We start from the raw sequence: 24,201 nt of genomic DNA on the forward strand, positions 1-24,201 counted from the left end.
GGGCCCACCCCGCGCTCAGCCTCCGCCGCTCGGAGAAGGATCGTCCGCCCGGCGGCGTAGTTCGCGCAAGACACCGTGCCGGCGCAGAGCCCACACGAGGCGCCGGACGCTGCGGTGCCGCACGAACAACACCGCCGCCCGGTGGATCACGCCGACGCGGTTGTCGTTCACCTGGTTGTCGACAGCCTGCCAGATCAGCTGGCGCGCTCTCGCGCTGTCCAGCACCGCCCGCAGCTCGCGCCGTACCGCCGGATCCTCGGCCGCCGATGCGATGGCGGCAGCCTGGCCCGGTCGGTCCGCGAGGGGTTCCGCCATCGCGGCGACGAGTGGCCGGCGCACGTCGTCCTGTTCGAGCAGCAGCAGCACCGCCTCCCGGATCTCGGTCGTGTCGAGACCGGACCGCAGCAGGCCCAACAGGCCGCGCTCGATCTCGCGGTCGTGGTCCGGATCGGACAGCGCGGCCAGCAGCACCGCCACCTCGTCGAGGTCGACGAGCTCGCGTATCCCGCTGCGGAACTCCGGCAACTCCCAGGCAGCCTGTAGGCCCTTCACGAGATCGCGGTTCATGACCCGTCCGCTACCCGGAAGTGGCAGCCGCCGAAACCCGGCGAGCCGTGCGCCCTCACGCCGCACACCGTCTGCCCTCTGCGAGAGGATCAGCCTGGAGAGGAGGCGGGCGACGACATGGATCTGGAAGACATCTACCGCGCGGAGTACGGGCGTTGTGTCGCCACCCTGGCCCGCGTGCTCGGTGACATCGACCTCGCCGAGGAGGCAGTGCAGGACGCCTTCGCCACCGCGCTCCAGAAGTGGCAGGTCACACCGCCGAACCCCGGCGCCTGGATCGTGACCACCGCACGCAACCGGGCCGTCGACAGGCTTCGTCGGGAGTCGACCCGTGCGGACCGGCACGCGCAGGCGCTGCTGCTGAGTCAACAGGACGAGCCCCGGGAGGTGGGGCCGGTGAAGGACGACCAGTTGCGGCTCATCTTCACCTGCTGCCACCCGGCGCTCGCCCCCGACGCGCGCACCGCTCTCACGCTCCGCCTTCTCGGCGGTCTCGACGTGCCGGAGATCGCCCGGGCGTACCTGATTCAGGAAGCGACAGTCGCGCAGCGGATCGTGCGCGCCAAGAGGAAGATCCGCGACGCCGCCATCCCCTACCGGGTGCCTGCCGAACACGAGTTGCCGGCCCGGCTGCCACCCGTGCTCACGGTGCTTTATCTGATGTTCAACGAGGGCTACACGTCCACCGCCAGCGCACTGATCAGGCCTGACCTGTGCACCGAGGCGATCCGGCTCGCCCGCGAACTGGCCGCGCTGATGCCCGACGAGCCGGAGGTCCTGGGCCTGCTCGCACTGCTGCTGCTCACCGAGGCGCGGCGTGCGGCTCGGCTCGGCCCGACCGGCGAACTGGTGCTGCTGGCGGACCAGGACCGGTCACTGTGGGACCGGACGCTCGTTGCCGAGGGCCACGACCTGGTCCGCCGATGCCTGCGGCTCAACCGACCCGGGCCGTACCAGATCCAGGCCGCGATCAGCGCGGTGCACACCGACGGCGCCACCACCGACTGGCGGCAGGTGCTGGCACTGTACGACCAGCTTCTCGCGCTCACACCGACCCCGGTCGTCGCGCTCAACCGGGTGGTCGCCGTCGCCGAGGTGTACGGGCCGGCGGTGGCCCTGGACGCGCTGGAGGAGGTGCACCTTCCGGGCTACCACCGGCTGCCCGCCACCCGCGCCGAACTGCTGACCCGGCTTGGCCGCGACGCCGAAGCCCGTGCCGCCTACGACGAGGCCCTGGCGCTGGTCACCAACGAGACCGAACGTGCCCACCTGCGGACGCGCCGCGCCGAGCTCGCACCCGCAAGCTGACGGCCACCCGCACCTTCCGGGGGTCGTCTCGCGGGAGCGCGGACCCCCTGTGTCCTCAGCGGCCGTCGAGTACTGAGGCGATCTTGGCTGGGGCGTTAAGGGCCGCCGACTGGTCCTCGGTGAGTCCGTAGCGCTGCCACCAGCCATCGAAGAGCGGTTCGTCGACGACGCTCGGACCCCGTTCCGACGAGCAGGACGGTCGCCGCCGCGAGCACCGAGACCGCCACCGGAAACCACCCCTCCCGAAGGAACGACTCACCCGGTTCGGTGAATCGTGGCGCACCGCGGCTCGCCCACACGGCGTGGACGGCGGCGTACGCCACCATCCACGCCGCGGCGCCGTACGGCAGCCAGGCTGATCCCCGGTCCGGTCGCCAACCTGCACTGGCGCTTCTGGTCACAGGGCCCACCATCGCCGTCATCGGGCTGCGGCACGTCCCCCACGTGGGTGAGCGATGTCCCGCCGGAGCGGGAGGGCGGTCAGGAGCCCTGAGCGACCTGGACGACGAAGACAACCGGGGGCGGCTCGGCCCACTGCCGCTCGAACGCCTCAGCCCCGCCGCACGAGGATCGTCGGCGGTGACAGCGGGTGTGCCGCCACCGCCGACGTAGTGGTTCTGACAGCTCGGTCAGCCGGTACGACCACTGGCCCCCGTGTGGCCGATGGGCGTTCCGGCCGGTCGCCCGTTACGGCAGCGGACGGCCGAGGCGGGCGCAGGTGTTGGTGCCGCCCGCCAGGGAGGGGAACTTCAGGGTGGCGCGTGACGTCGGCCCGAACTGGCCGTCCGAGCTGATGCCCGCCTTGGTCTGGGCGAACTTCAGCGCGTTGTAGGTCAATTGGCCGAATGACCCGTCCTGGTTGAGTAGTGCCTTGCCGGCGGGCGCGAGGTAGCAGTCGTTCAGAGCCCACTGGAGGGCCAACGTGCCCGGCCCGCCGTCGCCCCAGAGCAGGGAGCACGGCAGGGCGCCGTACTGCCCGATCGGTGCGGCGACCTGGTAGCCCGCCTGGTTGCTGACGTACGTGTAGGACTCGCACTCGGGTTGGCTGCGAGCGTGGGCGGGGCTGGCGGAGACGAGCGCGCCCGCGATCATGGCCGCGAGCAACGTGAGCAGTGCGGTCAGTCGTTTCATGCTTTGGTCCTTCACCTCGATTGCCAGGTGTTCTCGCTGAACACCCCGTCGCAGGACATGAGCCCTGGTGTGAGGCTGGGGTGGGGCGAGGTTGTCCGACAGCTCCGGTGGCACCGGACAATCAACGTCGAACAATCGTCAGCGACTGGGCGGCGCCCCGCAGGACGGCTTGTACGGCTCGGAGGGGACGTACGCCGCCCACTCCTGTCGGCTCAGCTCGCGTCCGGCCGCAGCGCAGATCTGGGCCTTGGCGGCATGGAGGTCGAACGACCAGCGGACGATCCTCCCGTCCTCGGCGCCGGAGATGAGGGCTCCGTCCGCCGTGAAGGCGAGCCCCCGAATTCTCGCGCTGTGGCCGGTGAGGGTGGCGACGTGGTGCCGGGTGCCGGTGTCCCAGACGCTGATGGTGCGGTCGTCGCCAGCGGACGCGATCCGGTGGCCGTCCCGACTGAACGCAAGGACCTGGATGGGCGCGGTGTGGCCCTGGAGAACTGCGAGTTCACTCCCGCTCGTGGCGTCCCAGAGCTTGATGGTGCGGCTGTCACCGGCGGTCGCGAACAGCGTGCCGTCGGGGCTGACCGCGATGTCCTGCACCGTGCCCTGCCGGCTGTTGACCCGGCTGAGGAGCTTGCCCGTGGTGATGTCCCACGTGTTGACGTACCCACCCACGCTGGCTCCCAGGAGGCGGCGGCCGTCCGGGGCGAAGGCCAGCGAGGTGACGATCTGGGACCGGAACCTGGCCGTTATCTCGGTCGGCCTCGCGATGTCGCCGAGATCCCAGATGTAGGGCCCCAGCGTGGCGGCTGCGACCAGCCGGCCAGCTGGATCGACGGCGACGTCGGTCGAGGCGCCGATCCCCTTGGACCTGATCGGTGGCAGGGCGTGTTGTCGGCGCGGGAGATCCCAGATCGTGACGATGTTGTTCCGGGTCACCGAGGCCAGCCGTAGCCCGTCCGGGCTGAATGCGACGGCCTGCACCTCGTCGGGATGCCCACCGAGGACCGCCACCGGTCTGCCGTCGGTGTCCCAGAGCCGGACGGTGCCGTCACCACCGGCCGAGGCGACGCTGCGTCCGTCCGGGCTGACCTTCACGTCCTTCACCTGTGCCACGAACCCGCTGAACGGAGTGTCGGCGCGATTGTGGAGCACGATGGTTCCGTTGAAGCCGGCGGAGGCGAGCATCGCCCCGTCCTGGCTCAGTGCGACGGAGACCGTTTCGGTGCGACCTCGGTCCTGATAGGTCTGCACGGACTCACGGCGGTGCAGATCCCAGATGGTGATCGCACCGTTCTCGTCGGCCACGGCGAGCTTTCCGTCGGCGGGCGCGGAGATCGTCCACGCGTAGCGGCCGGAGAGTGGCAACGACGGGAGGCCTACCGGCTGGCTGCCGGCGAGATCCCACAGGTACACCCCCCGGTCGTCGGCGGATCCCGCGAGGACATACCCGGAAGGGCTGAAGGCAACGGAGAACACGTGCTCGGCGGGCAGTCTGGCGTACACGGTGCCGGTGTCCACCCGCCAGGCGGCCGGGTGCTCCACCCCGTTGGTGGAGACGAGGAGCTTGCTGTCGTGGCTGAACGTGAGCGAACTGACAGTGCTCCGGTGTTCGCGAAGCAGGGTGCGAGTTCCGGCCCGCAGGTCGTACAGGGCGATGTCGCCGGCCCTGCCGGCGTTCGCGTCGGCGCCCGGCCCGCCTGCGAGACCGACGGCGAGCTTGGTGCCGTCGGGGCTGAAGGCCATGCTCGACCCGAGGCCGTTCTCGGTCAACCGGGTCTTCTGCCGGCGGGTCGGCACGTCCCAGACGATGATGGACCCGACGGCGCCGTCGATCCCGATGGAGGCGAGCAGCTTCCCGTCGTCCGCGAAGGCCACGTCCTCGGCGCGGCCGGTGTGGCCCGACAGGGTGGCGATTCGATCGCCGCGTGCGGTGTCCCACAGTCCGATCGTGCCGTCGCCGGCCGCCGAGGCCAGGAGGGAATGGTCCGGGCTGAAGGCGACGGTGTAGATGGATGGGCCGCCGACGTTGAGTTCGGTGCGGCGGGGCGCGGAGGCCGCGCTCAGCACACTGCCCCGGGTTTCGGTGGTCGAGCTTCGCTCGTCGGCCTCGACGGCCAGCAGGCCGGCCAGATCCGGATCGGTGGCGAGCAGGGATCGGGCTTGCAGTGACAACTCACTGGACAGGGCGGTTACCTGCTGCCGGCGGGCGTCCTGGCGCTGTCGTACCGCGATGCCGCCGCCCAGCAGGGCGAGCACGAGCAGTGCGGACATGCCCGCGACGAGACGCTTGAACAGGCGGGCCTGTCGTCGTGCGCTGTTCTGTTCGGACTCGACGAGGGCCGAACTGGCCCGCAGGAAGGCACTTTCGAGCTGGTTCAGCTCCTCTGGATGGTCCTCGGCAAAGGCCCGCGCGGCCAGGAGTTGGGTTCCTCGGTACAGCGCCCCGGCGTCGTGGTCGATCGCGGCCCATGTGTGTGCGGCTTCGGTGAGTCGCCGGTGGGTGAGCAGGGTCGCGCGGTCGTCGGTCAGCCATCGGTGTAGCCGCGGCCAGGCCCGGATGAGCGCCTCGTGGGCCACCTCTACCGTTCCGTCACCCATGACCACCAGTCGGGCTTCGGCCAACTGGTCCAGGAATCGGGAGGTGACGGTCTCGTCGGCGATGCCGTCGAGTTCGGTACGCATGATTGGCCGCCGAGTGTCCTCGGTGCCGTCGCCCAACGCGGCGAGCCGCAGGAAGATTCGGCGAGAGGCCTGTTGCTCGGCCGTCGCGAAGTCGCCGTAGATCCGCTCGGCAGTCTGGGCGATCGCTCCGCGCACACCGCCGCTCGCGTGGTAGGCCGACAGGGTGAGGGCGGCCCCCCTTCGCCGATGCCACGTTTCGAGGAGCGCGTGGGACACGAGGGGCAACGCGCCCGGCTCTTCGGCGGTGTCAGCGAGCACCGTGCTGAGCAGATCGGGCTCGACGCTCATGCCGACCAGGGCGGCGGGCCGGAGGATGATCTCCCGAAGGTCGGCGGCTGTCACCGGCCGCACCAACAGGTACGCCTCGTCGTGCAGCGCGTCGGTCAGGTCCGGATGCTGCATGAGGTGGGCGAGGAAGTCGGCGCGTACGCCGAGCACCACTGTGGTGCGGCGGTCCGGCCCGTGCGCGGCGTCCAGTAGCGCTTCGATGAACAGGCGCCGTTCCGCCTTGTCCTGGCAGAGGGTGAACACCTCCTCGAACTGGTCCACGACGAGCAGCGCCTTGGCTTGCGGCGGGCCGCCAGCCAAGGTGTTACGCACCGCGATGTCGAGCGCGGTGACATCCGCGGTCAGGTCTCTCCGGAACTGATCCGCGTCCTGGCCGGTCAGCTTCGCGACCTCGGCGGCCAATGCCACGAGCGGGCGTTCGGTGGGCGTCAGCAACATCGTCCGCCGCCGCTGCGCGAGCCCGCGGTCGGCGGCGACGGCTCCCAGCAGACCTGCCCGCAGCAACGATGACTTTCCGGTTCCGGACGCCCCGACGACGGCGGTGAGGTGCCGCCGATCGACCTGTGTCAGCAGTCGGTCGACCAGTTCGGTGCGGCCGAAGAACATCTCCGCCTGCTCGGGTTGGAAGGCCGTCAACCCCTGATACGGGCACCGCTCCACGGCGGTCGTGGCGGTGTCGGGGGTGAACGTCGTCGCGGCGGTGGCTGACCACCGTGCCCGCCACTCGGCCAGGTCGCCGCCACACGCCTGGGCGTACGCGAGCGTCACCTCCAGTGACGGCAACCGGTCACCCTTCGCCGCGTCCGCCAACGTGCTCGCCGAGAAGTGCGCACGCCGGGCCAGCAATCGGTAACTCGGGTTGCCGGCCTGCTCCCGCAACTGCCGCAACTGCCACGCCAACCGCTGTACCGGGCCTGCCTCCGGGTCCACCGGCTTCTCCGGACGGCCCAACACCCACCTCCGCATCCTGGGCCGCACGAACAGCCGCGCGACCGTGGCGATCACCGGAACCGGGTGCGCGCCGGCTCGGATCAGAAGGAGTATGCGGCTGTCGATCCGTGACCCCCGGCTGGGGCCCGCCGGAACTCCTCAAGGAATGCTCAAATTCGATCGGCGTACGTCGCTGCGGCCGTGATCGCACATACGCTCACCGGACCCAGCCCGCTCACGCGGCATGGCTGTCCTACCGGTGGCGACGCGCGCCGAGTCCGGCCAGCACCCCGATCACCGTCCAAGCAGAAGGAGGGGGAATGCGGCGCACACGACAGCGCATCGCGCTTCTCGCACTGCCAGCCCTGGTGGGAAGCATGCTCGTGGCGACCGGGCCCGCGGGCGCGGATCCCACCGGTCCGTCGGCCACCGTCGGTCAGTCCCATATCGACGATCGCGACGCGGTGCGTCTCGTGCACATCAGACTGACCGGCGCGGACATGCTGGACACGGTGACCGCCGCCGGCTTCGACCTGGAGCACGGTCTGCGACGCGTGCCGACCGGCATCGAGGGTGAGGCGGTGGTGACCGCCGAGCAGCTCACCGCCTTGAAGGGGATGGGCGTCGAGGTGCTCGCCGACGACGCGGGCTTCGCCTGGGCCGACGAGGCCGACGGCGGCTTCGGGGCCGCCGGCGCCCGGGCGGTCCAGCCGTCGAGCCACGAGGCGACGGTACGCGTCGTCCGCGCCGACTGGTTCACGACGAAGGGCCAGGGCTTCCTCTACGTCGAGGCCCGGACCACCGAGGGGCAGCAGGCGGAGCCGATCGTCGGCATGCAGCTCGAGAACGACTCGGGCAAGGGCTCCCCGTTCGGCTTCTCCCGGACGATGAGCCGTTTCGTCGACTCCGGGCAGTACATGTTCCACCGGAACCTGTTCAAGCTCGACACCCGTCCCGACAAGATCCGGGTGACGAGTTCCACCGGCGGCGTCGCCACCGGCGCCGTCTCAAATTGGCTGGAGGACGCTCCGCCGCCGCTGACGGCGAACCCGTCCTACAAGTCGGACTTTGTGGACGGCTACCGGCACCCGCAGCAGCTCTACAGCCGCGCCAAGGAGATCGCCCGCCAGTACCCGGACATCGCCGAGATCGTCTACCTGCCGAACCAGACCAACGGGTACCAGCGCAAGGCGCAGGCCCAGATCGGCGGCACAGGACAGGCGGCGGTCGTCGTCACCTCGGCGGCGTGGGGCCACGAGGGCGGCAACGACATCACTGTGGACTTTGTCGACCGGCCCGGCGCGAACCTTCCGCTCGCGGTGGAGGTGGCGGGCAAGGCCGTCCGCGTCCTGCTCGCGAAGGATGCCGCCGGCGGGCCGGCGAGTACGGCCACCGAGGTGGCGGAGGCGCTGCGAACCCGCTCCCAGGGTCTCATCGACCGGGCACATCCGTACCGCGCCAACGAGGGCACCGGCATCGTCGCGCCCACCGCGGGTCCGGTCGCGCTCACCGACTTCCTCGACCAGAAGCGCGTCGGCGCACCGGCGGGCGAGGTGCCGCGAGGTCCGGTCACGATCCCGGTCCTGCGCATCGGCAAGCACCGCGACGGCAAGAAGCCCGGCGTGTTGATCCAGGCGCAGGACCACGCCCGCGAGTGGGTGCCGGCGACGACCAGCCTGGAGTCCGCCGAGCGGCTGGTGCACAACTACCGGTCCGACCGGGAGACGAAGAAGATCGTCGAGAACACCGACGTCTTCTTCATCCTGTCCAACAATCCGGACGGCGCGAACTACAGCTTCTACAACTTCGCCTCCCAGCGCCGGAACATGACCAACCACTGCCCGGACGCGAACGCCGATCCGGGTCGACGCAACTCCTGGGGTGTCGACCTGAACCGGAACTACCGGGTCGGCTCGGGCCACGACGGCTACGCCGGAGCGTCGACCAGTTGCGTCAGCGACACCTACCAGGGGCCGGCCGAGCTGTCCGAGCCCGAGTCGAAGAACATCATCTGGCTGGTCGAGAAGTACCCGAACATCAAGTTCATGATGTCGGTCCACTCCAACGGCGGTCAGCTCTTCTGGCAACCCGGCGCGTACATCGCGGACGGCCGCATCACCACGCCACGTCCTCCGCTGGGTGACGAGGCGTTCTACTGGCAGTCGGCCGCCCGGATCCTGTCGCAGGTCAAGGCACACCGGGAGACCGTCGTCACGCCGGAGAACGTCGGCGGCTCGTCCGACGTCCTCTACTCCTCGGCGGGCAACGTCCGCGAGGACCTGTACCACACCTACGGCATCTACGCGTTCGGCTGGGAGGTCGGCGGCTCCGTCTACAACCCGGCCACCGGCGACTGGCAGGGTGGTTCGTTCCAACCGGAGTGGGTGGGCAACCCCGACCTCGTCAGTGGCCACGCCGAGACGATGGAGTACGCCAACGGGATCATGGAGATGTTCCGGGTCGCGGCGGACTGGGGCCGGGACAAGAAGGACCCGACGTCCCAGCTCGTCCCCGGCGCGGGGCGCTACACCAAGCCCGTCGACGTGCGCTTCGAGACCAGCGAGCCGGCCACCGTCTACTACACGACGGACGGCAGCCGACCCACCCTCGAGTCACCCCGCTACGCGGCTACCGAGTTCCGTGAGCCGGGGCAGGTGTTCCACGTGACCGAGACGACGACGTTCCGCTGGTTCTCGGTCGACAGCGCCGGCAACATCGAGAGGAACTACGACCCGACGAAGAGCGACAGGCGCAACAACTACCGGACGGCGACGATCAAGATCGTCAACAGGTAGCGTTCTTCCACTGGTCGTCGCCCCGCCGGTGCGGTCCGGGCGGCAGCCGGTGCGGCCGGGGGACGCCGGCCGCACCGGCTGCCCGGTGGTGGTCCGCCGTCACCGGAGGGGGACGGTTCGACGGCGGACCGGAGGGGGGATCGGTGCCTCGGTGTGCGAGGCAGGGGTCAGGAGCGCCGGCTCAGTTGCCGTGGACCTCCAACTCCCACAGCGAGTAGCCGTACGCGGGCAGGGCCCGTTGGGTGCCCTGGACGCGCAGGTAACGACCGGTGGCCGAGATGGCGATGTCGTCCACACCACCGTCGCCGGTGGTTGTGGTGTGGACCGTCGACCAGGTGGCGTTGTCCGGGGAGACCTGGACCTGGTACGCCCGTGCGTACGCCGCCTCCCAGGTCAGCCTGACCCGGTTCAGGGTGCGGGACGCGCCGAGGTCCACAGCTATCCACTGCGGGTCGGCGTACGCGCTGCCCCAGCGGGTGGCCGCGTTGCCGTCCACGGCGTTGGCCGCGACGTGCGCGCTGCCCGGCTCGACGCTGGACGCGGTGACCGGACGGCCCCGGGAGAGCACTGTGCCACCGGTGGCGCTGCCGTAGACGTTGAGGTCCCACAGCGAATAGCCCCACTGGGTCGCTCGCTGGGTGCCGTACACCCGCAGGTAGCGCCCGGTGCCGGTGACCGTGAGGTCGTCGACGCCGCCGTCTCCCGCGGTCGTGGTGTGGACCGTCGACCAGGTGACGTTGTCCGGGGACACCTGGACCTGGTACGCCCGTGCGTGGGCCGTCTCCCAGGCCAGCCGGACGCGGTTGACCGCGTAGGTCGCCCCGAGGTCGACGGTGATCGACTGCGGGTCGGCGTACGCGCTGCCCCAGCGGGTGGCCGCGTTGCCGTCCACGGCGTTGGCCGCGACGTGCGCGCTGCCCGGCTCGACGCTGGACGCGGTGACCGGGCGGCCTCGGGCCAGGTCGGTGGCGGGCGGCTCGCTCGGGCCGTCCGCCCTGATCCGCACGTTGCGGTAGTTGATGTCCATCCCGGCGCCGTCGTTCTGCAACCCGATGTAGCCGTTGGCGATGGCCCGGCTGCTGACGTAGTCGTTGATCTTGACCCCGTTGAGCCAGATCTCCACCCGCTGACCGTGCACGCCGATCTCGTAGGTGTTCCAGGAACCGGGTGGGTTGAGCGCCGCCGCACGGGCCGCCTGGTTCGGTGCCTGGAGGCTGTAGACGCTGCCGGTGGTACGCGACGGGTCGCCGTCGGTGGCGTCGATCTGGATCTCGTGACCGGCGTCGACCGGGCCCCACGGGTCGCCCTGCGGGTCGGGGAACCCGATGAAGACGCCCCCGTTGTCGTCGCCCGGCATCATCCAGTCGACCTTGAGTGAGTAGTTGCCGAAGGTCCGTACCGGATACCAGAGCAACCCCATGCCACCGTACGAGGTGAGGGTGCCGTCGGTCAGGGTGAAGCCGCCCGGTCCGGCCTGCCGCCACTGCGCGAGGCTGGCCTGGGTGCCGTCGAACAGCGGGGTGTAGCCGGGCTCCGGCCGGCAGTCGGCAGCAACGGCGCCGGCCGCGACCTGGATGCCGCCGAGCAGCATGCGGGTGAAGGTCGGGTCGCTGTAGCTCTGCTCGGTGTGACCGAGCCCGGTGTACCAGGAGCGCCCGCCGCCGTAGCTGTGGCACCACGTGATCGGGTGGTCGCCACCCATCGACCCGCCGCTGTACGACGACTCGTCGAGGCTGGCCAGCACCTTGACCGCCGAGCGGGGGTTGGCGCGGTAGTTGTACCACTCGTCGGTGCGGGTCCAGGTCGACGGCAGGTGCGCCGTGGAGGCGTTGGCCCGGTCCTCGGCCCGGACGGTCGCCTGCTGGGTCGCCGGGTGCGAGGCGAAGTACGCCCCGACCAGGCCGCCGTACCACTGCCAGTCGTACTCGGTGTCGGCGGCGGCGTGCACCCCGACGAAGCCACCACCGGCGGCGATGTACGCCTCGAACGCGCTCTGCTGGCCGGCGTTGAGCACGTCACCGGTGGTGCTGAGAAAGACCACCGCCTGGTACTGGGCGAGGTTGGCGGTGGTGAAGGTGGCCGCGTCCTCGGTGGCGGTGACGGTGAAGCCGTTCGCCGTGCCGAGCTGCTGGATGGCGGCGACGCCGTTCGGGATGGACGAGTGCCGGAAGCCGGCGGTCTTGGAGAAGACCAGGACCTTGGTCAGGGGTGCGGCCTCGGCCGGGGCCGGGGCCGTCGCCGCACCCGCGGCGACGGTGAGCCCGGCGAGCACGGCGGCGGCGACCGCCCGAATGGCGCGTCTGCGCATGGGAGCTCCTTGTGGGACAGGGGACGGGCGGGTCACGGCAGGATCCAGTTCTGCGCCGCGGTGCCGTTGCACTCGTAGATCTGCAACTGCCGTCCGTTCGTCGGCGTGGACGCGGGGATGTCCAGGCAGCGGTTGGCCTGCGGGTTGCGCAGGCTGCCGTTGGGGCCGGGCACCCACTGCTGGGCTCCGGTGTTGTTGCACGTCCACAGGTGGATCGGCGTGCCGTTGGTGGTGCCGCTGGACTGGACGTCCAGGCACTTGCCCCGGTTGCGGATGGTGCCGTCGCCGGGCAGCGTCCACTGCTGGTTGGTTTCGCCGACGATGCAGTCCCACATCTGGACGCGGGTGCCGTCGGCGGTTCCACCGGCGTTGACGTCGACGCACTTGCCCATGCCCCGGATCGTGCCGGTGCGGGGGCCGCCCGTCGGGGTGCTCACCCCCGCACCGGTGAACGTGTAGCTGTCCAGGTCGAGCAGGGCGCCTCCGCTGCCGCCGGTGAACACGACGTACAGGTCGTGGGTGTTGTCGTCGGGCTTGGTGACCGACGCGCTGATCTCGGTGTAGTTGTCCCAGCCGCCGGTGTTGGGCACTGTCACCCGGGCGATCTCCGGGCCGGTGGGGGAGTCGTACCGGAAGGAGGCGACGTTGCCGGCCTTGTCCGAGGACACGCGGGCCCGGATCCCGGTGATGCCCTTCAGGCTCACCCCGTGGTGCCGGACGTACTCGCCGTTCTGGATGTCACCGAGCCGCCGCCCGCCCTCGGCGCCGCTCGCGTTGATGACCTGGGGACCGTGCAGTGAGACGTAGTGTTCGGCCTGCCACTGCTTGGGCCAGAGGGTGACGTCCTTCTCCGCGGTGAGCGGTACGGCCCCGGCGGCACCCCGGTCGGTGTAGCCGGCGCGCAGCAGGAAGAAGAGCACCGAGTCGGGTCCGGCGTGCACCGGCCCGGTGTTGACGGTGAAGCCGCACCCGGTGCCCTGGCCCTCCTCGTGTGCGTGCTCCTGGTGGCCCAGGGCCGCCCGGATCGTCACGTTCGCGCACGCGATGGTGCCGTCCTGGGCGTCGGTGGCGGTGGCGGTGGCGGTCAGGTTCTCGTCCCAGGAGAACAGCCCACCGTTGGGGATGCCGTTGAGCGAGACGGTGGGCCGGTTGTTGCCCACCACGACCGCGATCTGCGTGGTGCCGGAGCGGCCGGTCCCGTCGGACACCGTGAGCCGGGCCCGCTTGTCGCCGTTGCTGGCGTACGTGTAGGTGGGATTCGCGGCGGTGGAGTCGACGGTGCCGTTGCTGTCGAAGTCCCACGCGTAGGTCAGCGGGTCGCCGTCCGGGTCGGTGCTGCCGGCGCTGGAGAAGCTGACGGTCAACGGGCTGAGGCCGTTGTCGGGCGTGGCGGACGCGACGGCGGTCGGGGATCGTCCACCGGCCACGTAGTTGATTTTGTACAGCCCGGCAGCGGCGTCGCCGGAGAAGTAGCCGTTGCCGTACTCCAGCAGGTAGAGCGAGCCGTCCGGCCCGAACTCCATGTCGATCGGGTGGACGAACGACATCCCGGCCAGCACCGGCTCGATGACCGTCGGGTTTCCGGTGCGGGCGTTGCCGTTGTCGAACTGGACCTCCTTGATCCAGTTACGGCAGTACTCGGTGATCAGCAGCTTGTTGTCGTAGTACGCCGGCCACTTCACGTCGGAGACCAGGTTGGGGTCGTAGTGGTAGACCTCGGCGTGGTTGGGCGAGCCACAGCCGCCCGGGCTGTCCAGGGCGGGCCACTCCCTGCTGCCGCCGTGCTGCTCCCAGACCAGCGCACCCCGGGTCGGTGGTAGCTGCTGGAGGCCGGTGTTGCGTGGCGAGTTGTTCACCGGGCCAGTGCTGCCGCCGCAGGGGAACCAGCCGCGCGGCGAGTTGGTGGCGAAGTCCCAGTCGTTGTAGGCGACGTTGGGCCCGCCGCAGTACGGCCAACCGTGGTTGCCCGGCGCGGTGGCCCGGTTCCACTCGTCGTACGCCGCCGGCCCCCGGTTGGCGATCGTCGCGCCCGCGTCCGGTCCGACCTCGCCCCAGTAGAGGGTGTTGCTGTTCTTCCGGTCCACCCAGACCCGGTACGGGTTGCGCACCCCCATCACATAGATCTCCGGACGGGTCCCGCTCGTGCCCGAGGCGAACAGGTTTCCGGTCGGGACGGTGTACGTGCCGTTGTCCTCCGGGTGGATACGGTTGATCTTCCCGCGCAGGTCGTTGGTGTTGCCCGAGGTCCGCTGCGCGTCGTACTGGGCGTCGCGGCTGGTCCGCTCGTCGATCGGCGCCATCCCCGCCGAGTCCCCGCCGGAATTGGTGTTGTCACCGACGGCGAAGTAGAGGTTCTCGTTGCTGTCCCAGGTCATCGACCCGGCCGAGTGGCAGCAGAGCCGACGTTCGGTCGGCCACTCGATGAGCCGCGTCTCGCTGGCCGCATCGAGCACCAACGTGCTCGGGTTGAAGGTGAACCGTGAGATGCGGTTGACCAGTGGTGTCCCGGCCGGTGAGTAGAACAGGTACACCCAGCGGTTCGTGGCGAACCTCGGGTGCGCGGTGATGCCGATCAGGCCGTCCTCGAAGCGGGCGTCCAGTTGCAGTGTCAGCGCGACGGTGGTGGCGCGGGTGGTGGGGTTGTAGAGGCGGACCTGTCCGCCGCCGGAACTGGTTCCCCGGTTGATGTAGAGCACCTTGCCGTCGGGGAGGACGGACAACTCGATCGGCTCTCCCATGGAGAGACCGCCGTCGAGCTTGATCTTCTCGAACTGGGTGGTAGCGGGTGGTGCCGCCGCCGCGGGTGGTGCCGCGACGGTGACCCCGACGATGATCGGCAGGAGGCTGGCGAGGATGGCCAGGACGACGGCCGCGGTGAGGCGCGGACGTGGTGTGCGCATGGCGGACTCCCGGGTTGGGGGCGGGCGGGACGGTCGGGCGTACGCGCACCGGTGGGTGCGCGTACGCCAGGGGGATGGACGAAGCCGGGCCGCCGACGCCGGGCTCGATGAGACGTTGCCGGCCGGCAGGCCACTGTGGACCTGCCCGACTCGACGTGTTCAGCGGGTGATCAGGCCTAGCTTCTCCCGGGATCCATCGCGTCTCGGTTCGCGGTCAATGCCGCTGCCCGGCGTCAGTGGGTGCCGCGATGGCTGGTCCGTCCGGGCCGGCGGCGAGCGCGATTCGTAGCGGCGGCGTCATCTTCATCGACACGATCTCCTCGGGATCGTCGTGCGGATGGAGCTCTCGCACCCCGGGAAATACCCCGGTCTGCCCACGTCCGCCGAAACGAGGGCGATGTCGAGACGACGCGGAGCGCTGCCACCGTGCCGGGTTACGGCGTACGGATGAACATCGATCCACATCGTTGATGTGCAGTTAACAGTGGACGTCGGTGAGGGTCAATCCCCGAGGATCGTCAGGATCATCTCGGGGACCGTGAGTCGCCACGCCGACGACTAGTCCAGTGCGGCTGCCTTGCCGAGCAGCACCGAGCGTTCGCGCTGGTTGGCGCACAACCGGGCGGCCGACTCCAGCTCGGCGCGTGCCTCCGCTCGCCGGCCGAGGCGGGTCAGCAGCTCACCGCGGACGGTCGGCACGAGATGCGAGCCGGGAAGCCGGTTCGCGGCGATCAGCGCGTCCACGATGGCCAGGGCCGGCGCCGGACCCGAGGCCATGGCGACGGCGACCGCCCGGTTGAGCTCGACCACCGGCGAGGGAGCGATCCGCCCCAGCGCCTCGTAGAGCACCACGATCCGGGCCCAGTTCGTCTCCTCGACCGAGGGCGCCGACGCGTGCGTGGCCGCGATGGCGGCCTGCAGGCCGTAGGGGCCGAGGCCGTGCCGCGATGCTTTGGTCAGCGCGGCCAGCCCACGACGAATCGCCGAGAGGTCCCACAACCGGCGGTCCTGGTCTTCCAGCAGGATCGGCGTGCCGTCTCGTTCGGTCCGGGCCGGGAAGCGCGCGGCGGTCAGCTCGCACAGCGCGAGCAGGCCGTGTGCCTCCGGCTCGTCCGGCAGCAGTGCGGTCAGTGTGCGGGCCAGCCGGATCGCCTCGTACGCGACGTCGGGGCGTAGCAGCCGGTCACCCGACGTGGCCGTGGATCCCTCGGTGAAGATCGCGTAGAGGACGCTGAGAACGCCGCCCAGCCGATCCCGTCGCTCGTCGACCGGCGGCAGCTCGAAGGGCACCCCGGCAGCCGCGATCGCCCTCTTGGCCCGGGTGATTCGCGCCTGCACTGTCGGCACCGGCACCAGGAACGCGCGGGCGATCTCCTCGCTGGACAGACCGCCGACGACGCGCAGGGTCAGTGCCACCCGTGCCTCACGGGAGAGCACCGGGTGGCAGCTGACGAACATCAACGCCAGCACGTCGTCGTCGATCCGGTCGAGGTCGACCTCCTGGTCGACAGGTGGATCGGCAGCCAACAGGGCGTACCGGTCCTGGAGGGCGGCCCGGCGGCGGATCGCGTCGATCGCCCGCCGTCGGGCAGTCGCCATCAGCCACCCGGCCGGATTCGTCGGGGAGGCGTGCGGCCAGGACACCAGCGCCTCGGCCACCGCCTCCTGGGCGGAGTCCTCGGCCAGCCCGAAATCGCCTGTGAACCGGGTCAGCGTGGCGACGATCCGTGCCGACTCGATGCGCCAGACGGCCTCGACGTCGCCCGTACCCATCAGATCCTGCCGTTGCTCTCGCCGCTCTGCGGGACCTCGTCGGCCTCGGCCACCCGCCGGACCTCGATCTTGGAGCCGCGGACCGCCGGGACCCGCCTGGCCCAGTCGACCGCCTCCTCCTTCGTGGCGACGTCGAGGAGGAAGTAACCCCCGAACAGCTCCCGGGTCTCGCCGTACGGTCCGTCCGTGACGACCGGCGGCTCGCCGCTGAAGTCGACCACGACCCCCCGGCCCGGATCGTCCAGCCCTTCGGCGGCGAGGAGGACACCGGCCTTCATCATCTCCTCGATGAACCGGCCGGTCGCGGCCATCGCCTCGTCGATCGACGCCATCAGGGCAGCGTTCGTCTCGTCGGTGCCCCGCATGATCAACATGTACTTCGACATCGCGTTCTCCTCGTCCGGCAGGGTCGCCTCACGACCCTCGCACGCACCTGTCGAACGAGCGGCCCGTGAATCGACACGGACGCGGAACATTCTTCCCTCGCGGCGGGGCGGCGTTCACCACCCGCACCCGCCTGTGCGCCGCCGGGACGCCGTTGATATGTTCCCGCTCATGAAAACCGTTTTCGTTAAGGCCGGCCTGTGTCTGGTGCTGGCCACCGCGGGATGCGCCGCCGGTGGAGCCGCCACACCTGCCGCGCAGGGCCACCTGGCCGCCCCGATCCACCTGACCAACTGCGGACTACCCGTCAGCGTCACCGCGCCGCCCCAGCGAGCGATCGCACTGGAACAGAACGCCACCGAGATCATGCTCAGCCTCGGTCTCGCCGACCGGATGATCGGCACCAGCTACCAGACCGACCCGGTGCTTCCCGACCTGCGCCAGGCGTACGAGAAGGTGCCGGTGCTGGCCAAGCTCTATCCCTCGCGAGAGGCGGTCCGCGCGGCGAACCCGGACTTCGTCTACTCGACCTACACCTCCGCGTACGCCCCGGACGCCGCAGGCCCACGCGCCGACCTGGCCACCCTCGGTGTGCCGGCGTACCTCTCCGAGTTCGCGTGCGAGAAGCCGACGGACGCGACCCGGACTGTCACTTTCGACGGGATCTTCGAGGAGATCCGCGACATCGCCAGCGTCTTCGGGGTTCCGGAGCGGGCCGAGAAGGTGATCCACGACCAGCAGAGTCGTTTGGCCGAGGCCCGAGGCGCGGCGCCGACTGCCGCACCGGGTGCCGGCCCGTCACTGCTCTGGTACTACTCCGGTACGAGCACCCCGTACGTGGCCGGGCACGGCGGAGTTCCGGACGCGATCAGTTCGCTGCTGGGTGTCCGCAACGCGTTCACCGATGCCCGCCAGAAGTGGCCCGCCGGCAACTGGGAGGAGATCGCCAAACGAAATCCGGACGTGATCGTGCTGGCGGACCTGACCAGGGGCGGCGACGGCGACAGCGCCCAATCGAAGATCGACTTCCTGCGCCGCAACCCGGTGACCTCGAAACTGGACGCGGTGGTCGCCGGACGTTTCGTCACCGTGCCGGGCTCGTCGATGGATCCGTCGATCCGCAGCGTCCAGGCGGCGCAGCTGGTCGGCGCCAGTCTGCACGGGACCGCCCGATGACCCCGCCGACCGGTACCGACGTCGTCGCGCTGGACCAGTCGGCCGCCCGGCGTCTCCTCGACCTCTGGAACGAGCAGCAGTCCGCCTATGTGGCCCACCGCGACCTGCGGTTCGATGCCATGGCCGACGTGGTGCGGCTGCACTGCCCGGAGGATCTCACCATCCTGGATCTCGCCTGTGGTCCCGGTGCGATCAGCGACCGGATGCTGGCCGAGTTTCCACGGGCCACCTCCGTCGCGGTCGACTACGACCCGATCCTGCTGCAGGTGGCGCGGCGTGCCCTGGACCGGTACACCGCGCGAGCCGAGGTCCACGACGTCGACCTGGTGGTCGACGGCTGGGAGGAGGCGTTGACCGGACGGCGAGTCGACGCCGTGCTCACCTCGACGGCACTGCACTGGCTCGCGCCGGAGCAACTGCTGCGGGTCTACACCACAGTGGCGCGGCTACTGCCCGCCGGCGGCGTGCTGCTCAACGCCGACCACCTCCGCTACGACGAATCGGCGCCCACCCTGCGCGGCATCGCCGGTCGGCATGACGCGCAGGTGCAGCAGGAGACCTTCGCCGCCGGAGCGCTCACCTACTCCGCGTGGTACGCCGAGGCGGCCCGACACCCGGAACTGGCCGGGCTGACCGCCGAGCGCGACCGGCGGTTCGCCGACCGGCCGCCGCCGGCCCCAGCCTCACTGGAATTCCACCTGGCGGCCCTTCGTGCGGCAGGCTTCGCCGAGGCCGGCACGGTCTGGCAGTACCTCGACGACTATGTGGTGTTCGCCCGCCGATGAAGCTGCGAGCCGCACGATCCGTCGCCTCGGTGAGCAACCCGTCAGCACCGGGGCGACGAGAATCGTCATCCCCCGTCGGCGTGCCGAAACTCGGCCGGTACGTTCTGCCGCTGGCCTTCCTCCTGCTGCTGGTCACCATCGCGGCGGCGGTCAGCGTGGGTTCGGCCGATCTGCCGGTCGACAGCGTCCTGCGTGCGGTGGCCAGTCACGTGGGCCTGCCGGTCCAGCCCCTACCGCCGTTGCCGGACAGCATCGTGTGGGATCTCCGGCTGCCCCGGGTGCTGCTGGCCGCATTGGTCGGCGCCGGTCTGGCGGTGTGCGGCGCGGTGCTACAGGCGCTCACGCGTAATCCGCTGGCCGACCCTTTCCTGCTCGGTGTGTCGTCCGGCGCCTCCACCGGCGCGGTGGCGGTGCTGGTCCTCGGCATCCGGATCGGCGCCGGCCCGGTCGATCTGACCACCGGTGCGTTCGTCGGCAGTATGGCCGCGTTCGGCGCGGTGCTGCTGCTGGCCGGTCGGCGGGCCGGCGAGCCAACCCGGATCGTTCTCGCCGGGGTGGCCGTCTCCCAGCTCTTCAGCGCGGTGACCAGCTTGATCGTGATCTCCGACGCGCACACGCAGGACACCCGTAGCGTGACGTTCTGGCTGCTCGGTTCGCTGACGGCGGCGTCCTGGCAGGCGGTGGCGCTGAGCGCCGTGGTTGTCGGCGTCGGCCTGCTGGTCTGCTGGGCCGGTGCGACAGCGCTGGACGCGTTCGCGTTCGGCACCGACACCGCTCGTTCGCTCGGCTTCTCTCCCGGGCGTACACGGCTGCTGCTGTTCAGCGTCACCGCCCTGATGGCGGCCGCGTTGGTCGCGGCGAGCGGTGCCATCGGTTTCGTCGGGCTGACCGTGCCGCACGCCGTCCGGTTCCTGTTCGGCAGCCGGCATCGCACGTTGCTGCCCACCTGCGCGGTGATCGGCGCGATCTTCCTGATCTGGGCGGACACTGTGGCGAGGACCGTCTTCTCGCCACAGGAACTGCCGGTGGGCGTGCTCACCGCGCTGCTCGGGGTGCCGGTGTTCGCGCTGGTCATGCGACGTCGGACGGGCACACCATGATCGGGCGAGACCCTTCCGGCCGAAGCGTGGAAAGCGATGGTCGGACGGCCGGCGGTGCCGGAGAGGACCGGCCAGACCGTGCCCCGTACCCGGCTGGAGCCTTGCCGGCGCGGCTGCACGCGGACGGGGTGGGGTGGGGCGTGGCCGGCGCACGGATCCTGGCCGGGGTGGCGCTCACCGCCGAACCGGGCGTCACGGTCGGGCTGCTCGGGCCGAACGGCTCCGGCAAATCGAGCCTGCTGCGGCTACTGGCCGGGCTGACCCGACCGGAGTCCGGGAGGGTGCTGCTCGACGACGTTGCGTTGAGGGCGATACCCCGACGTGCCCTTGCTCGACGGATCGCTGTGGTCACCCAACAGGTCGCCACCGACGTGGAGATGTCCGCACTGGAGGTGGTTCTGCTGGGCCGGATCCCGTACCGGCCACGTATTGCCGGGGTCGGCGCCGCGGATCTGGACCTGGCACGGCGTGCTCTCGCCGAGGCCGGTCTGGCCGGCTTCGAGCAGCGGCGCTGGTCCAGCCTGTCCGGCGGCGAGCGGCAGCGGGTCGACCTGGCCCGTGCCCTGGTGCAGGAACCGGATCTGCTGCTGCTCGACGAGCCGACCAACCATCTGGACATCCGGCATCAGCTGGAGCTGCTGCGGTTCCTCGCCGAGTCGACCAGCACCGTCGTGGTGACCCTGCACGATCTCAATCTGGCCGCCCAGTACTGCGACCGGTTGGTGCTTCTGTGCAGCGGCCGGGTGGTCGCGGCGGGTACGCCCGTCGAGGTCCTCACCGCAAGCCGGATCGAGCAGGTCTACCAGGTGCGCGCGGACGTGGACATCGCCGCCGACGGCCGGCCCCGGATCCGGTACCGCAGACCTCCGCCGTAGACGGCACCCCCACGGCAAACAGCGCGGCCCGGAACGGAGGAGGATACGACCATGGAGCGCACGTTGGCCGACATCCTGGAGGCGGCGACGCACGGGGACTTCCCGCCACCGGACGGCGGGACCACTGTGGTCGCGCAGCCGAGCCACCGCGACGCCGGGGTCATCGCCTTCACCGGCCACTCGGTGGTGTTCACCGACGAGGACCCCCAATGGGTACGACGTACGTTGGCCGCTGTCGACTGCGACCCCTTGGCGGCCACGATGAATCCGCGATTCCTGGGTGCTCTGCTCGACCGCACCCGGCGGTCCACGGACACGATCGACCTGTTGACCGTGGCGAGTTGCCTCGCCGGGGCTCCGCCACTGGAGCTGACCGAGCTGACCGAGGCCGGTCATCCGCGCGAGGTCAGGGCCCGCCGGCGTCGTGACGATGTGCGCGTCTGGGCCGCCGAGGGCGGGGTGATCGTCCTCGGCCGAGGGGTGGCCGGTCGCTGGGAGGTGGCGATCGAGGTCGACGACGAGCACCGCCACCGGGGCCTGGGGAGAGCGCTGGCGACGGCCGCCCGACATCTGGTGCCGGACGGTCGACCGGTCTGGTCCCAGCAGGCCGTCGGCAACGCGCGCAGCGTACGCGCCTTCCAGGCGGCCGGGTTTCGACCGGTGGGAGCCGAAGCGCTGCTCCTCGCGTAGGCGCAGGTCACGCGTCGAACGCCACACTGTGGACGTATTCGTGATCGGGCGGGACGTTTCCGCGATCACGGCCGGGGGCATCTCGGCGGGAGATTCACTCGCCAGTCACCCCTTGATCGAGGAGACCAATATGTCCGCCCAGGCATTTCTCTACATCGTCGCCGTCATCCTGATCGTGCTCGCGGCCCTGCCACTGCCCACCCGGGGCATCTCGCTCGCGCTCCTCGGTGCCGCCTGCGCCCTGCTCGCGTACGCCTGGCCGGTGATCACCGCCTGACCGGGGGCTGCGTACTCCTTCGACGCGGGGCCGACGGATCGACGCTTGCTGAGCTTCTTTCACAAGCGTAGGAAGAACACCACCGTCGGCCCTTCATCGATTCGCCGTCCTGCGTCGAAGGAGATGCGTGTGACCACTTCCAGAGGGCTCCGTCTCGCCGTGTCCGTGCTGGTGACCGCGGGCGCCGTCCTGCTCGGCACGGCGGCCCCCGCGGCACCGCCAACGACTTCCGGCCGTCCGTCCTGCGACCCGATCGACCCGACCGCCTGCCTGCTGCCGTTCCCGAACGACTACTTCACGGTGCCCGATCGGACAAGCCCCACGGGCAAGCGGGTGCGGATCGCCGCCTCCGCTATGCCGGCCAACGCGCAGGGGACCCCGATCGACCCGACGGAATGGAACCGGCAGGACGGGTTCAGCCCCGGCTCACCGATCCTGGTTCGGGTTCCCGGCCTCGACGTGGCGGCGACCGGGATCGCGCCGGTCACCGACATCGGCCGCTCGCTGGCACCGGACGCGCCGATCGTCCTGCTCGACGCGCGAACCGGGAAGCGCACGCCGTACTGGGCCGAGCTGGACGCGCACGCGGTCGGCCAGCCCGACCGGCAGGTGCTGATCATCCGGCCGGCGGTGGCTCTGACCGAGGGCACCCGCTACGTCGTCGGCCTGCGTGGCATGCGCGACGGCACGGGGGCGACGATCCCGGCGCCGAAGGCGTTCACGCCGTACGTGACAGGTGCCGGCCTCGGCCATCGGGACAGTCGCGTCCCGCAGATGAAGCGGATCGTCGCCGACCTGACCAGGGCCGGCGTCAAGCGGCACAGCCTCTACCTGGCCTGGGACTTCACCGTCGCCAGTCGACAGGGCCTGACCGGGCGGATGTTGGCGATGCGGGACAGCGCGTTCGCCGCCCTTCGGCGTGACGCGCCGTCGTTCACCGTCACGCAGGTGACCGACTACGCCCCGGAGCAGGAGCCGTTGATCGCCCGGCAGGTGACCGGCACCGTCGGCGTACCGTCATATCTGACCGGCGACGGCGGGCCCGGCTCCCGGCTGCACTACGGGCCAACTGGCGGCCCCGGGATGCCGCAGACGCCGAACGCCCTGCCCACTCCGTCCGGCACGACGCTGGCGGCCGACTTCGTCTGCAACATCCCGCGCAGCGCCACCGCCGCCAAGCCGGCTCACCTGTCGCTCTACGGCCACGGCCTGCTCGGCAGACCGACCGAGGTCAACGCCGGCAACGTCAGGACGATGTCGAACACCCACAACTTCACCTTCTGCGCGACCAGTTGGATCGGCATGGCCGCCGCCGATGTTCCCTACGTGGCTGGCGCCTTCACCGACCTCAGCGCCTTCCCGGCGGTGGCGGACCGGTTGCAGCAGAGCTTCCTGAACTTCCTCTTCCTGGGCCGCGCGATGATCCACCCAGGCGGGTTCGCCGCCCACCCGGCGTTCCGGGACGCCACCGCACGGCCGCTGATCAACCTGGCGGGCGGGCTGCACTACGACGGCAACAGCCAGGGCGGCATCAACGGCGGGGCGCTCACCGCCATCGCGCAGGACTGGACCCGCTCCGTGCTCGGCGTGCCGGCGATGAACTACTCCACGCTCCTGCAACGCAGCGTGGACTTCGCCCCGTTCCAGACGGTGCTGGACGGCTACTACCCGGACAAGGCCGATCAACAGCTGATCCTCGCGCTGCTGCAGATGGTGTGGGACCGATCCGAGGCCAACGGGTACGCGCAACACATGACCGACCGGCCGCTGCCGCGCACCCCGGCACACCAGGTGCTGATGCACGTGGCCTTCGGCGACCAGCAGGTGTCGCCCGCCGCGGCCGAGGTCCAGGCACGCACCATCGGCGCCCGCCTGCACACTCCCGCCCTCGCCGACGGCTGGTCCTCGGACGTGCGCCCGTACTGGGGGATCGCGCCGATCCGCAGGTACCCGTACACCGGCTCGGCGATGGTGGTCTGGAACAGCGGCGCGGCTCAGGCGCCGCCGCCGACCAACCTCGCACCGGCCGGGCCGGAGTACGGCGACGACTCGCACGAGTTCCCGCGCGCCCAGGCCGGCGCCCAGAAACAGAAGGCGATTTTCCTGCTCACCGGCACTGTCGTCGACGTCTGCGCGGGCAAGCCCTGCCCGTGAGGCGGTGACCGAGCACGGCCCGGCGGGGTGACCGCCGGGCCGCGCTCGGCGGTCACGGGAACCGCCGCTGTGGTGCACCGT

The 24,201-nt window shown here is 70.5% G+C and carries 17 protein-coding genes; 9 read left to right on the plus strand and 8 right to left on the minus strand.

The genetic code is table 11. The annotated features are described in order from the left end of the window. Positions 1-15 precede the first annotated feature (15 nt). A complete protein-coding gene (locus tag FHU34_RS12880; protein ID WP_145780185.1) occupies positions 16-567 on the minus strand; it encodes a hypothetical protein in 552 nt (183 codons plus the stop codon). A gap of 117 nt (positions 568-684) precedes the next feature. Here FHU34_RS12880 and FHU34_RS12885 point away from each other — a divergent pair, with 117 nt between their 5' ends. After that, positions 685-1,875 (plus strand): RNA polymerase sigma factor, encoded by a 1,191-nt coding sequence (locus tag FHU34_RS12885; RefSeq protein WP_145780187.1) that lies wholly within the window; start codon positions 685-687, stop codon positions 1,873-1,875. Between the two features lie 687 nt (positions 1,876-2,562). Here the strand turns inward: FHU34_RS12885 and FHU34_RS12890 are convergent. Together FHU34_RS12890 and FHU34_RS12895 are read right to left on the minus strand one after the other, a co-directional pair. Then, positions 2,563-3,006 carry a peptidoglycan-binding domain-containing protein gene (locus FHU34_RS12890; protein ID WP_145780188.1) on the minus strand — a complete coding sequence of 148 codons (444 nt, stop codon included), beginning with the start codon at positions 3,004-3,006 and terminating at the stop codon, positions 2,563-2,565. Positions 3,007-3,144: 138 nt separating this feature from the next. Then, a complete protein-coding gene (locus tag FHU34_RS12895; RefSeq protein WP_145780190.1) occupies positions 3,145-6,978 on the minus strand; it encodes an nSTAND1 domain-containing NTPase in 3,834 nt (1,277 codons plus the stop codon). 245 nt (positions 6,979-7,223) lie between these two features. Between FHU34_RS12895 and FHU34_RS12900 the strand changes: the two genes are divergently transcribed. After that, on the plus strand, positions 7,224-9,698 hold the full coding sequence (locus FHU34_RS12900; protein ID WP_145780193.1) for a M14 family metallopeptidase: 2,475 nt from the start codon (positions 7,224-7,226) through the stop codon (positions 9,696-9,698). Between the two features lie 181 nt (positions 9,699-9,879). Here the strand turns inward: FHU34_RS12900 and FHU34_RS33640 are convergent, their stop codons facing one another. The 5 genes from FHU34_RS33640 to FHU34_RS12920 form a co-directional block, all read right to left on the minus strand. Further along, on the minus strand, positions 9,880-12,006 hold the full coding sequence (locus FHU34_RS33640) for a ThuA domain-containing protein (protein ID WP_145780195.1): 2,127 nt from the start codon (positions 12,004-12,006) through the stop codon (positions 9,880-9,882). Between the two features lie 32 nt (positions 12,007-12,038). Then, positions 12,039-14,906: an RICIN domain-containing protein gene (locus FHU34_RS12910; RefSeq protein ID WP_145780196.1), complete on the minus strand. Its 2,868-nt coding sequence runs from the start codon at positions 14,904-14,906 to the stop codon at positions 12,039-12,041. A 214-nt stretch (positions 14,907-15,120) separates the two neighbouring features. Beyond that, positions 15,121-15,258 (minus strand): hypothetical protein, encoded by a 138-nt coding sequence (locus FHU34_RS32955; RefSeq protein ID WP_167524816.1) that lies wholly within the window; start codon positions 15,256-15,258, stop codon positions 15,121-15,123. 206 nt (positions 15,259-15,464) lie between these two features. After that, positions 15,465-16,679 (minus strand): RNA polymerase sigma factor, encoded by a 1,215-nt coding sequence (locus tag FHU34_RS12915; RefSeq protein WP_145780198.1) that lies wholly within the window; start codon positions 16,677-16,679, stop codon positions 15,465-15,467. Further along, positions 16,679-17,065, minus strand: coding sequence for a YciI family protein (locus FHU34_RS12920; RefSeq protein ID WP_145780199.1), 387 nt, complete (start codon positions 17,063-17,065; stop codon positions 16,679-16,681). Before FHU34_RS12920 ends, FHU34_RS12915 begins: the two co-directional genes overlap by 1 nt. Positions 17,066-17,234: 169 nt before the next feature. Between FHU34_RS12920 and FHU34_RS12925 the strand changes: the two genes are divergently transcribed. The 7 genes from FHU34_RS12925 to FHU34_RS12950 all read left to right on the plus strand — a co-directional run bounded on the left by FHU34_RS12925 (position 17,235) and on the right by FHU34_RS12950 (position 24,120). Then, on the plus strand, positions 17,235-18,239 hold the full coding sequence (locus tag FHU34_RS12925; protein ID WP_167524817.1) for an ABC transporter substrate-binding protein: 1,005 nt from the start codon (positions 17,235-17,237) through the stop codon (positions 18,237-18,239). Further along, positions 18,236-19,024, plus strand: a complete 789-nt coding sequence (locus tag FHU34_RS12930; RefSeq protein WP_145780203.1) for a class I SAM-dependent methyltransferase — start codon at positions 18,236-18,238, stop codon at positions 19,022-19,024. The genes FHU34_RS12925 and FHU34_RS12930 overlap by 4 nt, the downstream gene beginning before the upstream one ends. An 80-nt stretch (positions 19,025-19,104) precedes the next feature. Then, complete coding sequence (locus FHU34_RS12935) at positions 19,105-20,124, plus strand: FecCD family ABC transporter permease (protein ID WP_244311648.1); 1,020 nt, start codon at positions 19,105-19,107, stop codon at positions 20,122-20,124. A 140-nt stretch (positions 20,125-20,264) separates the two neighbouring features. After that, positions 20,265-20,999: an ABC transporter ATP-binding protein gene (locus FHU34_RS12940; protein ID WP_244311649.1), complete on the plus strand. Its 735-nt coding sequence runs from the start codon at positions 20,265-20,267 to the stop codon at positions 20,997-20,999. Positions 21,000-21,050: 51 nt separating this feature from the next. Beyond that, on the plus strand, positions 21,051-21,689 hold the full coding sequence (locus tag FHU34_RS12945; protein ID WP_145780208.1) for a GNAT family N-acetyltransferase: 639 nt from the start codon (positions 21,051-21,053) through the stop codon (positions 21,687-21,689). A 130-nt stretch (positions 21,690-21,819) separates the two neighbouring features. Next, positions 21,820-21,966, plus strand: a complete 147-nt coding sequence (locus tag FHU34_RS32960) for a hypothetical protein (protein WP_167524818.1) — start codon at positions 21,820-21,822, stop codon at positions 21,964-21,966. A 123-nt stretch (positions 21,967-22,089) separates the two neighbouring features. Next, positions 22,090-24,120 (plus strand): hypothetical protein, encoded by a 2,031-nt coding sequence (locus FHU34_RS12950; RefSeq protein ID WP_244311650.1) that lies wholly within the window; start codon positions 22,090-22,092, stop codon positions 24,118-24,120. The last annotated feature ends 81 nt before the right edge of the window (positions 24,121-24,201 follow it).

Origin of the sequence: Micromonospora taraxaci (genome assembly GCF_007830095.1) — a bacterium.
Classification (GTDB): domain Bacteria; phylum Actinomycetota; class Actinomycetes; order Mycobacteriales; family Micromonosporaceae; genus Micromonospora; species Micromonospora taraxaci.

Coding starts and splice junctions, on each gene's coding strand:
- FHU34_RS12890 (WP_145780188.1), bottom strand. CDS start 3,006: ATGAAACGACTGACCGCACTGCTCACGTTGCTCGCGGCCATGATCGCG.
- FHU34_RS33640 (WP_145780195.1), bottom strand. CDS start 12,006: ATGCGCAGACGCGCCATTCGGGCGGTCGCCGCCGCCGTGCTCGCCGGG.
- FHU34_RS12945 (WP_145780208.1), top strand. CDS start 21,051: ATGGAGCGCACGTTGGCCGACATCCTGGAGGCGGCGACGCACGGGGAC.
- FHU34_RS32960 (WP_167524818.1), top strand. CDS start 21,820: ATGTCCGCCCAGGCATTTCTCTACATCGTCGCCGTCATCCTGATCGTG.
- FHU34_RS12950 (WP_244311650.1), top strand. CDS start 22,090: ATGCGTGTGACCACTTCCAGAGGGCTCCGTCTCGCCGTGTCCGTGCTG.
- FHU34_RS12925 (WP_167524817.1), top strand. CDS start 17,235: ATGAAAACCGTTTTCGTTAAGGCCGGCCTGTGTCTGGTGCTGGCCACC.
- FHU34_RS12910 (WP_145780196.1), bottom strand. CDS start 14,906: ATGCGCACACCACGTCCGCGCCTCACCGCGGCCGTCGTCCTGGCCATC.
- FHU34_RS12885 (WP_145780187.1), top strand. CDS start 685: ATGGATCTGGAAGACATCTACCGCGCGGAGTACGGGCGTTGTGTCGCC.
- FHU34_RS12900 (WP_145780193.1), top strand. CDS start 7,224: ATGCGGCGCACACGACAGCGCATCGCGCTTCTCGCACTGCCAGCCCTG.
- FHU34_RS12930 (WP_145780203.1), top strand. CDS start 18,236: ATGACCCCGCCGACCGGTACCGACGTCGTCGCGCTGGACCAGTCGGCC.
- FHU34_RS12920 (WP_145780199.1), bottom strand. CDS start 17,065: ATGTCGAAGTACATGTTGATCATGCGGGGCACCGACGAGACGAACGCT.
- FHU34_RS12915 (WP_145780198.1), bottom strand. CDS start 16,679: ATGGGTACGGGCGACGTCGAGGCCGTCTGGCGCATCGAGTCGGCACGG.
- FHU34_RS12880 (WP_145780185.1), bottom strand. CDS start 567: ATGAACCGCGATCTCGTGAAGGGCCTACAGGCTGCCTGGGAGTTGCCG.